Origin of the sequence: Bacillus sp. J41TS8 (genome assembly GCF_018333035.1) — a bacterium.
Classification (GTDB): Bacteria; Bacillota; Bacilli; order Bacillales; family Bacillaceae; genus Bacillus; species Bacillus paralicheniformis.
Genome location: NZ_BORF01000004.1, coordinates 1 through 13,356, shown reverse-complemented (window position 1 = coordinate 13,356; position 13,356 = coordinate 1). Strand labels below are relative to the sequence as shown.

16 protein-coding genes are annotated in these 13,356 nt (G+C 41.1%); all 16 read right to left on the bottom strand.

The window, feature by feature from the left end; translation table 11 throughout:
• Positions 1 to 33 precede the first annotated feature (33 nt).
• Positions 34 to 501, bottom strand: a complete 468-nt coding sequence (locus tag KI350_RS07075; RefSeq protein WP_065644341.1) for a DUF2716 domain-containing protein — start codon at positions 499 to 501, stop codon at positions 34 to 36.
• The gene (locus KI350_RS07070; RefSeq protein WP_081303615.1) at positions 498 to 1,613 is read right to left on the bottom strand and encodes a hypothetical protein; all 1,116 of its coding nucleotides are present in this window, start codon (positions 1,611 to 1,613) and stop codon (positions 498 to 500) included. Before KI350_RS07070 ends, KI350_RS07075 begins: the two co-directional genes overlap by 4 nt.
• Before the next feature lie 171 nt (positions 1,614 to 1,784).
• Positions 1,785 to 2,519 (bottom strand): DUF2750 domain-containing protein, encoded by a 735-nt coding sequence (locus KI350_RS07065; RefSeq protein WP_223254821.1) that lies wholly within the window; start codon positions 2,517 to 2,519, stop codon positions 1,785 to 1,787.
• Positions 2,520 to 2,544: 25 nt separating this feature from the next.
• Complete coding sequence (locus tag KI350_RS07060; protein WP_065644340.1) at positions 2,545 to 2,898, bottom strand: YxiJ family protein; 354 nt, start codon at positions 2,896 to 2,898, stop codon at positions 2,545 to 2,547.
• 55 nt (positions 2,899 to 2,953) lie between these two features.
• Positions 2,954 to 3,109: a hypothetical protein gene (locus KI350_RS07055; RefSeq protein ID WP_154495462.1), complete on the bottom strand. Its 156-nt coding sequence runs from the start codon at positions 3,107 to 3,109 to the stop codon at positions 2,954 to 2,956.
• 191 nt (positions 3,110 to 3,300) lie between these two features.
• On the bottom strand, positions 3,301 to 3,975 hold the full coding sequence (locus KI350_RS07050) for a hypothetical protein (protein ID WP_065644338.1): 675 nt from the start codon (positions 3,973 to 3,975) through the stop codon (positions 3,301 to 3,303).
• Positions 3,976 to 4,194: 219 nt separating this feature from the next.
• Positions 4,195 to 4,668 (bottom strand): hypothetical protein, encoded by a 474-nt coding sequence (locus tag KI350_RS07045; protein WP_223254822.1) that lies wholly within the window; start codon positions 4,666 to 4,668, stop codon positions 4,195 to 4,197.
• Between the two features lie 14 nt (positions 4,669 to 4,682).
• On the bottom strand, positions 4,683 to 5,441 hold the full coding sequence (locus KI350_RS07040) for a hypothetical protein (RefSeq protein ID WP_065644336.1): 759 nt from the start codon (positions 5,439 to 5,441) through the stop codon (positions 4,683 to 4,685).
• A complete protein-coding gene (locus tag KI350_RS07035) occupies positions 5,417 to 5,749 on the bottom strand; it encodes a DNA-binding protein (protein ID WP_306420063.1) in 333 nt (110 codons plus the stop codon). Before KI350_RS07035 ends, KI350_RS07040 begins: the two co-directional genes overlap by 25 nt.
• A 28-nt stretch (positions 5,750 to 5,777) precedes the next feature.
• Positions 5,778 to 6,452 (bottom strand): DUF7003 family protein, encoded by a 675-nt coding sequence (locus KI350_RS07030; protein ID WP_065644335.1) that lies wholly within the window; start codon positions 6,450 to 6,452, stop codon positions 5,778 to 5,780.
• 24 nt (positions 6,453 to 6,476) lie between these two features.
• Positions 6,477 to 7,169 carry a DUF7003 family protein gene (locus KI350_RS07025; RefSeq protein ID WP_106070944.1) on the bottom strand — a complete coding sequence of 231 codons (693 nt, stop codon included), beginning with the start codon at positions 7,167 to 7,169 and terminating at the stop codon, positions 6,477 to 6,479.
• 239 nt (positions 7,170 to 7,408) lie between these two features.
• Positions 7,409 to 8,170 carry an Imm26 family immunity protein gene (locus KI350_RS07020; RefSeq protein WP_065644333.1) on the bottom strand — a complete coding sequence of 254 codons (762 nt, stop codon included), beginning with the start codon at positions 8,168 to 8,170 and terminating at the stop codon, positions 7,409 to 7,411.
• A 470-nt stretch (positions 8,171 to 8,640) separates the two neighbouring features.
• A complete protein-coding gene (locus KI350_RS07015) occupies positions 8,641 to 10,581 on the bottom strand; it encodes an ABC transporter permease (protein ID WP_025810554.1) in 1,941 nt (646 codons plus the stop codon).
• Positions 10,571 to 11,332 (bottom strand): ABC transporter ATP-binding protein, encoded by a 762-nt coding sequence (locus KI350_RS07010; RefSeq protein WP_020453508.1) that lies wholly within the window; start codon positions 11,330 to 11,332, stop codon positions 10,571 to 10,573. Before KI350_RS07010 ends, KI350_RS07015 begins: the two co-directional genes overlap by 11 nt.
• Before the next feature lie 101 nt (positions 11,333 to 11,433).
• Entirely contained in the window at positions 11,434 to 12,438 is a 1,005-nt protein-coding gene (locus KI350_RS07005; RefSeq protein WP_212930452.1) for a sensor histidine kinase, read from the bottom strand.
• Positions 12,439 to 12,443: 5 nt separating this feature from the next.
• Positions 12,444 to 13,130, bottom strand: coding sequence for a response regulator transcription factor (locus tag KI350_RS07000; RefSeq protein ID WP_065644330.1), 687 nt, complete (start codon positions 13,128 to 13,130; stop codon positions 12,444 to 12,446).
• Positions 13,131 to 13,356: the final 226 nt, after the last annotated feature.

The window sequence follows — 13,356 nt, the reverse complement described above, 5'->3', positions numbered from 1 at the left end:
GAAGCCCATCGGATGAGTCCGATGGGCTTTTGATTATGCTTTTCTAAAAATAACCGGCGGATGGTGTTCAATATGATAGAGCAGTTTTTCTCCATAAACGGTCATCGTTTTCCGCGAAGGGTCGCCAAGCACGCCCCATTCAAAATTCCGCTGGAAAAAGAAATAGTAATCCCCATTTGGAAAGATCGGAACCGGCCAATCCCCATATTCATCTTTAGGAAGCGGTCCGTGCGGACGAAACATATATCCTTCATGCTGCCAATCGAGTGCGTACATCGTCTCCAGCGGATCTGTACACGCCTTGAAGGCGCCGATCATCATCTCCTCCAAATCGGCAAGAAACCGGCCGTCTGCTTTAAACCCTGCGGACACATCATAGACAATAAACGGCCGCGGCGGCTTCATCTTTGAACATTGAAAGCCGGGCTTCCATTTGACGACCCGATTCACCTTTGTCCACACTTCATCATTTTCCCGGCTGCTTAAAACGGTCCAGCTCATTGGGTATCGTTCTCCTTTTGCTGTTTGACAAATTTGCTGCTCCCGTTTACCCGCAGACTGAAATACGACGGCTTGTGAGCTATTGTATATATCACCACTTCATCATTCGACAACCATTCCAGCCTGTCCATATAGTATGCGATGTCCTCAACAAAAGTTTCGGTTTCAGCCACCACCCCTTTAGCAATCACATTTTTCTTTCTGTCTTCAATCACTAAATATAATCTGAACGAGTATATATCAAGCTCGACCAGAGGGTACGCCTTTAATTTAAAATTCGGACTCATTTTCGGCCGCCATGCTTTAAACTGGTGTTTGTAATCTTTCTGCCTCATCTTTGCAAAAGCCTTAGCAACAGCCACTTTATCCCAGTTACGCTGTTCCGCTACAAACAGCATCGCTTCTTCCAGTACGCCTGCCATCATCACTTTTTTCTCGTAACTCTGCAGCTTTTGGAAAGCGGGCAAATCAAAAGGAATCTCCGCTTCATAACTGTGTTTTGGACAAAGCATATCAGGTTCTTCCTCGACTGTTTTTACCAGTTTCATCTCTCCAAAGTCACCGCATATAAAGAAAATCGCTTGACAGTCGTTCGTTTTAAACGTTTTACCCAGTTCCCACAAAAACATCTCTGTGATACATGTTGACTCGCCTTGCAAATCTTCCCCATATCCATCGACCATCTGAACCTCTTTTAAAAACATGTCAGTTGTCCTCCACGTCTTTTCTCCGTAATGCCTCTGAAAAATTTCCTGCAAATCCGGGGGAATGGTCTGGGTGTAAAATATGACAGAAACCCACCCCAGCACGATATCATTGAGCGGCTGCCAAGACTTCAGACTTTCCCTCCATACATCATCATTAAAGCCGATGACACATATTTCAGAGGTACGAGAGCCGTAGATAACCCATTTTTGTGAAGGAGACATCCACACAACTCTAGAAGCCAGCGTTATCATGTCTTCATTCTGATCCGAACCCTTTGTCAAAACCGAAAGATACGCTTCAGACGACATATCAACGGGAAGCTTCACCCAAGTGTCTGACCACTCCTCAATTCCTCCCATCACAATATACTCATCGCCTGAAGCAGCTGCCAATTGGCTTAGCATATGCCAGCTATCATCTGACAACACCCAATGAAATTCTTCGAAACAGAATTATCGGAACTTCTGTCTGAACACAAGATTTGGAAACTCCTTTTCTGCATTTAATAATTTGTCTGCTGCCTGCCGGAAGAGATGCAGCTCACTGCTGTTTTTACCATCACCTTTCCGATACATTTAATAATTCTCCAATTCCGCCAAGATGTCTTCCAAGAGAGAATCGATCGGCGATATAATAGCGTCTCTCGAGTTGAAAAAGATGGACGGCTGAATTCCGTCTTCTTTCATGCCCGGCAGCCACTCATTCACAAAGTCTTCGAGATCGATCGGTCTGGCTGTGCATGCGCTCCATTCCTGTACTGCGCACAATTCGGCATAGTCCTTGGCCGGCCAGAATGGAATCATTTTGCGGCCGTCATCATCCTCCGTCATCACCCAGCCGTCGCCATATAATGACCATACCTCTTCAAAATCGGCGATTCTTTTAATAAAATACTCGTACCGCTTCTCTTTCGAAGCCTTTAATAAAGCCCCGACCTCTTTTTTGTGGAGCCTTGGCACGATTCGCTCAATGCGTGAAACATCATATGTATGGCAATAAAATTGAAACGTCCCGTCTTCATAATCTTCAACAACATAATTGATATTCTCCCAGCCGGCGTTAAATTGATCGATTTTGAAACCGCCATGCCGATCAAAATCGGTTAACCGAACAGAAGAAACCTCCTTAAATGTCAAATCAATATGATAGCTGGCATTCTCATCTTCATAGAGAACCGTCATATCGATTGAACTAATGTCTTTTCCATCATGAAATTCTTTGTAGTATTGAAACCGGATAATTTCTTTAATATGAACCGGTGAAAACTCCGGTATTTCCAGATTAAGCTTTTCGTGTTTGCACAACTCCACTATAGTCACCTCTGTATTGGTATGATCAAGTCTCCCTGCGGTTTATGATCGAACACAACAATCTCCTGACGTTTTCATGCATGGCCACCACATGAAAAGTCTCAGGGTAATTTTCGATTTTGTCTTTTGGATTAAGTTCAAAAAACGATTTTTCTAGTGATTGGCGCTGGGCCTGAGGCATTTTTTTATCCGCCAAAACGTAACCCAAACTGCCGGCGACGAGCGCAAAATACTCGTAAAAATCCCCTGACAAGCCGTGCCCGTCTTGTTCAAACGCATCCAAATCGGCCGGAAGCGGTCCTGACAAGCGCTTGTCCATATCATTCAGTTGATTTACAGTATCAGCATCAAGCCGATAATATCTGTATCTTTTCTTCATTGTCATTCACCCGCGGATCGTCAAAAATTCTGTTTTGTCAAAAGAAAATTGGAGCTTAATCATTGCATACATCGCGCGCTTTCCATTCAAGATATTTTTGTAATCCGCCCAAATACCGGCCTGATTCAATGTCATGATGCTTTCTGACTGAGTAGCATGGAAAGCCTGGAACGGCAGGGTTCGTCAGATGGACTTCTGAGCGAAAATCCAATTTGAATTTCCTTCTTCTTACCCACCTCTCCGGGCAGGATCTTATAGATAAAATGGCAGGCTTGTTCAAGGTATGCCTCATATTCACGGTTCGTGAAAATTCGTGAACCGTTAAAACACACCTTAGGATGAGTGCCATCAAACGCTAAATCAGACCATATGTCCATTGTTCATCGTCCTTCACAATCACGTTTATATACTTTGAGCTTCGACTTTAAGAATATGACATGCCGGACAGAGCGAAAAATAAAGGATCACCTCTCCAAAAAACAAATCTCCATATTTTTCGTCGAAGTCATTCTCACCTGTTATTAAAGCGACAAACGTCATGTCTTGTCCGCATTCACAGCAAGTCAAATCAAGCTCATCTTCTGCGAGCAAAGGCTTGCCAAATACGCGGCCAAAATATGCGGTCCCGAGTGCTGTAAAAATCTCATCGTACCTCTCTTCAGAAGTAGGATAATCTTCAGCTTCCATCTCGACAAGCGAAACCGGGACATGCCGCAACGGAGCCGTTATTTGATCTTCGTCATCAGCCTTTTCAAACTCTTCCTGTTCTTGTTTGATGACAGCTGCAGAGCGATTTTGAAAATCGAGCTTAAAAAATTGCTCCTCCCAGAGCATTGAACAATTTAAGCATGAAAACAAAACCAGTTCTTCACAGTGCTCCCCTCTCAACTCGCTCAGCCGGTCATCCTTTAAATCAAGACAAACAAGCTGATGCATCGGAGTCTCGCAGAGCCTGCAATTCGGCAGATTCCACTCATCCCCACCGACATGATGATGATCATCTCGCGGTGACTCTTCAAACATGATTTTATAGCCGATCGGTCGACTGAAACTTTTTCCGTAAAAGATATGTTCCAAAAGGTTTCCTCCTAAGAAAACAAACTACCAATAAACGGGCTCGCACCCGTAATTATCCTCTTGATATAAATCTTCAATTCTTTTAATAAAGTTTAAAGTGTCCCTCAACCTTTTCAATATCTAATGCCCACCGGATTCTAAAAAGTAAGAACTCACCTCTTTTATTCAGTCCTTTATTATTATTCAGTCAGGGAAGAAAAACGCCCCTTTGATGATGCATTATTCCACGACATAGACATCAGTCGCATCAAATTCAAACCAGATGACCTTCTCCTTTGATTCGATACGTACATCAACCTTTTGAGTCACGCTGTTAAAATATTTTTTATTGTGAACAGGGTCTGCTATTAAAACAACAAAATCATTGATTGATGCAAGAAAAGAGAGGTATTCTGTCAGCTTATGTCTTTCTAGCAATTCTTCTTTAGTAAACATGCACTCAACGTGGATGAGCCTTTTTGATAGGGCATTTACAGCAAATTGTTTATCTTCAATGAATGGGATCATTTCCTCTATGAAACCGGGCGCTCCCATAACTTCGATAAGAATCTGGTTAAAATCGAGATGTTCAAAAAATGTAATGAGGTCATTGTTTGACAGAAGATCGGATGAGTACAGTGAATGGTAATGCAGAAGGTTGATCACATCCAGATTTCCTATACTCGTCAAAGACTCGGTATTTAATTTACACACGGACCGCACTCCTTCTAGTTAATCCAGGTCAGATATGATAGCTTTTGTCTGCTTTCCTTCATAAAGTCACTATTTGCAGCATTCCGTTCTAACTCAAACAATTCTTGAATTGATATATCCGGAAAGGTTTCGTCTAATAAACGGTTTCTTCGATTTGTATACAATACACGAGCGAGCGGCTCATGATTTGAGCTGATAACCTTAAAGGTATAATCGATAATATAGCTTTCTTGTAAACACACTGCCGCGAAGACGTGTTCTTTTAATAAGTCTTTCCCAATTTCTGCTGCAGCCGCCTCGTCCATTCCCTTGTAAACCTTATTGAACAGAATGCAGACCGCACTGCCTTCATACTCATCTATCATCTGCATGACATGAAAGTAAGTGTTATGCCTTTCAGGTACAATGATCTTATCCCCAATTTTATATTTTTGTCCTTTAGGAATCTTATAGTTCACGATCTCTTCTTTAAAACTGTCGCGCAGTTCTTGAGGTACCATAAAGGAAGGATTATGCAGTTCATTTATAACCGCGGCCACTTCAAACACTTTTTGGCCATCCCGATTGGAAACTGAAGTTCCATCGGCTTCTGAATCAAGGGCTATCCTCCCGAATCCTCTTTGCTTTAATTCTTTTCTAATGAGAGAGACAGCCTGCTCTGTCGTTTCTTGATTCAATAATGCTGCCACATCTGCATAAAACCAATATTTCTTGATGACAGAGTCGGGAAAGTAGATATCTATTTTTCCTAATCGAAACGTTCGTTGCTGCACTTTCTCGCCTCACCAATGGGGCCATTCCAGTATTCTTCTATCCAATCCTTTAGTTCCTCTTTATCATGCAAATATGTTTCAGGTGAATCCTTTAAATCGAATCCGCTTAGTAAAATCAACAAATTCCATACCCTCTCATCTTCTACTTCCGGATCGTCAGCGTATACATAACCCCCTGCCCAATCCGAAAGTTCCTCTCTCGTCATATCTCCTTTTAGCACCTCTTTCATTTTACAGATACAGTCCGATAATTCAGGTTTTTCCACATCTGACACCTCTTTTGTTATCGAATGTGATTCTCCCCACATATTGTAGATATTGGCTTTCCTACATGCTTTAGTCGATATCGTAATCTTCCCACTTTTCCCAATCATTATTTGGGACTCCTGCACAAACCGGACCTCGTCCAGTTTCAAGATATTCTGCAAATGATTGAAATGAAACCAATTCACTTGGGTTAGTTAAATAATCGGGATACTCCCAATTCTCTGTTTCGTATACTCCTTCATAATTGTCTTGTAGCCCTAATTTATTCAGAAGATTTCCGGGTTTTATCCAAAGAGCCTCTCTGAAAGAAGGATCTTTAAACAGGTTTCTAAAGTATGTTTTCCACGCTCCTTCTTTTGTCTGTTTTTGGTATCTGTTTCTCTGGTTAGCTTTTATACAGTAAAGACTTTCCGCAATTTCAATTTTGGATACTTCGCTTAATTGATCTAGATTACTTTCATAATATGTTACCAGCTCACCTGCTTTGGTCGTTAAAGAGAAGTCGTCAATAATGATTAAGCTGTAGTTGTCTGAAAAACTGTTGCTGTATGCATGAATAGACAGAAAAGGCCCTTTATCATCTATTTGAAAGCATTGTATTGAAAGTAACCAATGTTCTTTATTTAACCGCATTAACGTACACTTACTGCCGATATAGTTACATTCGCGCCATTCAAAAATCGGTCGGTTTAATTCACTAAATTCATCGTCTAATAAACTAAGAATTTCTCTGCTTTTAATCAATGTATTTCTCCCTTAAATACCTTTTTAAAAATAATCGACAGAATCTGTGGATGCCCACATTGGCCACTCTGTATTTCCATCGGCATGGTCCGGTAGATATAATGCCTTTTTACGGCAAATTGCTTCGGCAATTGATTGAAAGAAAGGAGAAAGACTTGGCAAATCCTTTTCTGTTTCTGGATGTATCCACGTTTCTGTTGAATACAATTGATCGTACAATAACGGGAGATCTGCAGTTTGGAGCTGTTCATGTTCTGTCAGCCAGAGCGTGTCGAGAAATAAACGGTTTTTACTCATCTGCCTCAAACAGGTGATCCATTCATTCTCCGCATTAATATTTGCTTGCACTTCCTGCTCAATGAAAAAATGAAATACTTTCTCTCTAAGGACAACACTAAACGAATTTTTTGCAAAACCGGTTTCCACATCCTCCAACTCTAATTTGTTTCCTTTTTCGTCCAAAAACGCAAACGGCTCATCAATTAAAAAGCTTACTTCATGATTGGTTACTTGATTGCCTATCACATGAAAATCAATGGCCGGCCCCAATTTTGACAATCCGAACAACTGAAACGTCAAGAGCCAGTTATCCCCTTCAACAAATACCGAAAGTTTGCCTTTTGCGAAGTCAAAATTTCCGTTATCAAGCAATGGAAACTCTCCCTTTTTGAATGAATCATCAAGCAATGCAAGAATCGTTTCTTTATTTTTGAGCACGATCATCACCCCCGTTGATGTCTTTTGCTATTTTTAATGTGTAATTTTTTAGCAAAAAAATAACTTTAGCATAGCGTGTAATTAGATTTCTATTAATATAATCGTTTGGAAACTGATTTTAAGTCATAAAACGCCATACCGCTAATCAAATTTCCAAAAGCTCATGGTGTTTTATGATTGTTTAACAGCTACCATGGCTACTCCTAATTAATATATCAAGCCACACACTGGATATTTATTTATGTTTCATACTTAATGATATCTTCCATTGAAGTGCCGTTAGAATACTTCATTAGAATCGTCTCTATACTTAAGTGACCAAAAATTCCTATTGGGTTATAAATAGCCTTACCTGTTTTCTGATCTACTTCTGTTAATATATCATCTCCACCTAAAGAGCCTTCTTTCCCTTCACTAATGTAATACCTTCCATCCTCATAAGTAATAAATCTTAATTTGGATTCATCATATTGTTTCAACAAATCTTGAGTTGCATTATAAACAACCTTCCAATCACCCTGCAAAAAACCAGTGTAACCGGTATTTGCTACAAATAGTTTATTTTCTTGTTTTAGTAAGTCAAGTATCTTAGCTTTATTCAGCTTCTGATCCACAAAAATGTCATAATACTGAATTAGCACATCATCATCTTTACGTTTTGCCAAGTTCCCTTCCAAAACACATGCATAGTTGTATTTATTTATCTCCTCTAAGGGAATCTCAATAATAGCGCCGGGCACAATTTTTGATAGAGATTTTGCTTTTTTTGTTGAAGCTTTTATATCTGTAATTTGTCTTTCGTTTAGCTCCGGAAAAAATGAATCTCCATTTGTGTTCAATACATGAAGTAATGTTACGAAAAATTCGTCTAAATCCGGTTCCCTATCTAAATGCACCTTGGACATTTTATAGAATTTCTCTACTGCATCGTGAAGGATGTCCAATCCGTCATCACCGATCATAATGTTCTTGTTTTTATGTTCTTCTTCCCAAAAGCCCAATAGAAAGCTCCTTTCTACTTTTTCTTCTCTATTGCAACTGACAGCAAGTGTTCATAGCGTTTCTTCCGTATGTATACACCCGCCTGTTCAGCACTATTTTGAATGTTTCTGTACCTGGGCAATCGCAAGCTGTGGAATTAATCAAGGTATAATCAAACAACCGTTCTAGTCGTCATCCATAAGGAAGACTAATCGCTCTTTTGTATCAAAATGGTTGAATCACAAACTCATAATCAACGGTCTCTCTTTTTCAGCATAGATCACTTTTTCCAACGTTTAGCTTCATTATTATGCATATTTTAACCGATGCACAGAACTGTTACAATATTCCTAAAATATTTAAGGTGTTAAAATCCAATAAAAATTACATTTTTTTATATTTGTTGAGCGAAGCAAAAAAGGCTGCCCCCACTCGGGAACAGCCTTTTCATTCGTCTCTGATGCTGTGGCCTAGATTCCACACGGCTCAGCTACAGCGCCGACTTGATCACTTTCTTACCGTAAAGAACGGACAGCAAACCGAAAATAGAATACAGAACGGTGTACAGCACCATCACGATGATCATCGGCGTCCGCACCTCTGCTCCGAATAAGAACCAGCCGGATTGGACAGCAAAGTAACTGTGAGACAGGCCGATAACCAATGGAATGCCGAAATTATACATTTGCTTGATTCGTATCCCCTTCAGAAGATCCCCGCGCGTGAAACCAAGTTTTCTCAAGATCGTGTAATTCGGTTTCTCATCTTCGCTTTCGTCCATTTGTTTAAAGTAAAGGATGCATCCTGATGTGATCAGAAACGTAAGTCCTAGAAATCCTACGATAAACATGGCAAGTCCGAAAAGCGATTTTTGAGCTGTGCTTGCATCGAGGAGCGATAAATGCTGATCGTTTTGATTCACTGTTGCAAACAATTCATTTGCCTGCTGAATCTGATCTTCATCTTTTAAATTGATCCCGTAAAAAAGACTCGACTTCTGCTGTAATTTTGGATCTTTGTCTTGGCTCAGACGTTTAAACAGCGCATCATCCACAACGGCTACAGGCAATCCGCCGCTGGTAAAGTTGAAGGATAAGAGGGACTCTTTTCTCAGCCCTAAATAGTTTAATGGAATCGTCTCATGCTCGCTCTTTACCTTAATGGCCCCCGTCTCTTTTAAAGCCATAAGTTTCTGGAGAAGGTCGTTATATCCTGAGAAAATGACGTCTCCTTTGTGCACGTCAATCCCGTCAATCTCTGCATCGCTGACTACGGCGAGGGGTAATTTCCCCGGGTCACCAGCCATATTTTCAGGATCCCCTTCGACAACTTGTTCCAGATTGAAAGTCGCCTGAATGACATGAATTTCTTTTTTGCTGTATGAAATGTTGTTTTCATCCAATAGTTGTTCGAACCGTTTTGCATCCTTTTGATTTGTCATAGCGAAATCAGCCGCTACATTTTGTTCGGCGGCTTTCTCTGCAGAGTAGTACGAAATATAGCACAAGGATAACAAACCGATCGCCAGTGCCGTAACAGTGGTGATGATCGTTAATAATAGAGCGTTTGATTTCAGCCGGAACATGATCGATGAAAGGGACAGCACTTCATAAATATTTAAGTAGCCTCCTTTGCTTTTGCGGATGATGTTGGAGACAAAGCTGACCGATCCTTTATAAAAGAGGTACGTTCCGATGATAACGGTACCGAGAATAAAGCTCATCGCATAAAACAGCTCATCTATGGTCTTGAATTTTCCGCTGAACAACTCAGTAGAAATGTAATATCCCGACAAAATAAACAAGATGCCCAATAAGCCAATGATCATTTGAAAAACGGATATTCTCTTTACCTTATCTTCCGTAGCTGATGTCGCTTTAAATAATGACAAAATGCTTTGCTTTTTGATAAACGTATAATTCATCACCATCACCAGCAGGTAGATTCCGCAGAATACAATGACAGTTTGCATAAGCGCTTCTCCGGAAAAATTCAATTCGGTTTCAGCTTGAACATCAACTATTTTAAATAAAGTCATAAGCACGAGCTTTGAGATCGAAAACCCGGCAAACACCCCAATGACCAAAGAGCCGAAATACAGCATGACATTTTCCAAACTTAAAATACGGAAGATTTTTTGCTTCCTCATGCCGATTAGCTGGAATAAACCGATTTCTTTGCTGCGCCGCTTAATAAAAATCGTATTGGCATACAAAATAAAAACTGCTACTACTGCCACTAGAAGAATGGAAGCTGCTTTCAAAGCCGCTGCGCCTTTTATCGATGCCTTCACTTCATCGATCGCCGGATCATACTGCAGCGTAACAAACGCAAAATAAAGCGCCACGCTGAAGATTAACGCAAACACATAAAGGTAATAGTTCCGTATATTCTTTTTCAGGTTGCGGAAGATTAGCTGATTAATACTCATGCTGAACCCCGCCTAACACGCCTTGCGTTTTCATGATGTCCTGAAAGAACATCTGCCTGTCTTGTCCGCCTTTATTCAGCTGCGTATAAATTTGTCCGTCTTTAATGAAAACCACTCTGCTGCAGAAGCTCGCGGCGACGGGATCATGGGTGACCATAATGATTGTGGCCCGGCGCTTTTGATTTAACTGGCTCAGCTTGTTTAACAAGTCTGATGCGGATTTCGAATCAAGCGCACCGGTCGGTTCGTCAGCGAAAATAATGCTCGGTTCATGAATAAACGCCCTGGCTGCTGATGTGCGCTGTTTTTGCCCGCCGGAAATTTCATTCGGATATTTATTCTTCAGCTCAAAGATGCCTAATTCTTTCGCGACTTCCTCAAATTTTTGACCGGCTTCTTTTTTTGATATTTTCGTAATCGACAGCGGCAGAAGGATATTTTCTTTCACTGTCAGCGTATCGAGCAAATTGTATTCTTGAAAGATAAATCCTAAATGCTGCTTCCTGAATTCAGCAAGCTGTTTTTCCTTCAGATTCGTCATCTCAGCTTGGTTGATGTTAATCGTTCCGCCGCTCACCTGGTCAATAGAGGACAGAACATTGAGCAATGTTGTTTTGCCTGAACCTGACGGGCCCATAATACTGACAAATTCACCCTTTTGGATCTGAATGTCGATTCCCTTTAACACTTCGTGTTTATTGTGCTTATTTCCATAGCTTTTTCGTATTTTTTTCGCTTCTAAAATCATCATTTTTAAAATCTCCTTTTGACTGGATATTTTTATTATAGAAAGGAGGACAGCCGTTTTCCTTCGATTCAGCGAACAAAAAAGAAAAGCGTGTGACACTTTTGTCACACGCCAAGCACACGGGAAAATTCGTTCCGCTTCGGAAAAATCAGCGTAAAGGTTGTCCCCGTTCCTGGTTTAGAATCAACCTCGATATGAATCAGGAGCGGCTTTGCCGCTTTTTTCGCCAAATACAGCCCCATTCCCGTGGCGGCCTGATCATGATGCTCCGTTGTTGATGTGAAACCTTTGTCAAACACACGCGGTATATCTTTTGGATCGATGCCCCGTCCAAAATCTTGAACTGCGAGATGCACCTGGCCATCTTGTTCATAGCTTTTAATCAAAATATCGGATGCTTCGCTGTATTTCACTGCGTTTGTCAGCAGCTGCCTCATGATAAAAGACAGCCATTTCGCATCGCTGAGCACTTCCCCGGCCTCAAGCTGTATATCAAACCCGATCCCTTTTGGAATGCACCATGATTGCAAATCTTTTAGTTCTTTAAAGATTAAAGGTTTGAGCTCTAGAGCTTCAAGAGACAAGTCATTTTCGATAAATGACATCCGCTTTTGATGAAGCTGGCGATCGAGCAGCAGGTGAACGCGCAGCCATTCATAGTCGAGTCTCGATTTTAATGATTGATCGTCAATCGTCTCCATGATCAAATGCATGGCGGTAAGCGGCGTTTTGACTTCATGTATCCAGGCCATGAGCTCATCTTTTTCATTCTCCAATGCCAGGCGATGCTGCGCCGCCTCTTGCTTTAACTGTTTCGTTTGTTCGGCTATGCTTTTTTCAATCATCGTTTCGAAAGGCGTTTCCGCCTCTCGAATGTTTGTCACATCGAGATTGTGATCCCATTCTTCCAGGCTTTTATAAAACTTCGTTTCCCTCCGAAAGCGGACGAGTACAAAAACGATAAAAATAAATGAAGACAAATAGGTCATATATAAAATCGACGTAAAAGGTATGGATGCATCAACATAAGCGATAAACAGAAAGACGATCTGCTGCAAGACAAATATGGCGATCCAGCTTCGCCTCTCGGTCAAAAACGCTTTCAGCATTCTCATCATCCTTCTTCTTTCGCCATATAACCCTGGCCGACCTTTGTCTCGATAAATTGCCCCAAGTTCAAGGCATCCAGTTTTTTTCTCAAACGGTTTACGTTGACCGTCAGCGTGTTATCGCTGACAAAGCGCTCATCATTCCATAAGCTTCTCATCAATTCTTCCCTGCTGACAATTTTGTTTTTTTGGTCGATCAATTGTTTTAATATGAACATTTCATTCCTTGTCAGTTCAATCGACCCCGCCTTATTGCTGACGCGGTTTTGTTCGGGATCAACGGTTGCACCGCACCACGCTTTCTTCAAAATCTCAGGCTCCGTATTATAGTCGTAAACACGGCGGAAAATCGCCTGGATTTTGGCAATCAGCACGTCAAAATGAAACGGTTTCTGAATATAATCATCCGCTCCGAACTGCATGGACATGACCATATCAGCAGGATGGTCGCGCGAAGATAAAAAGAGAATCGGAACGTTGGAACGGGAACGGATCTGCCGGCACCAATGAAACCCGTCATATTTCGGCAGCTGAATATCGATAATGACGCAATCAGGCTTAATCGCCGCAAACTCCTGCATCACTTCGCTGAAATCGTTGATGCCGTACACCTCATATGACCACCCGGTTAACCGCTCTTTTATTTCCTGAAACAGCGATTCATCGTCTTCGATCAACAGCAGTTTAAACATTTGTCTCACCGCGCTTTTTGTCTTTTTTCTAAATCAAGTGTATAGCAAATCGTTTTCATGCGCTACAGAGAAAAAAAGAGCTGTCCTGTAAAGGACAGCCAGGCTGTCGAGAAAATCTCGACAGTCTTATTTTTTTCCTTAAATTATCCATTTTTTCATTTTATAATAAAGAAAAGGATTGAAAAGGACGGTGTCATTCTAATGTTCTACACAAGAAATTCTTCAC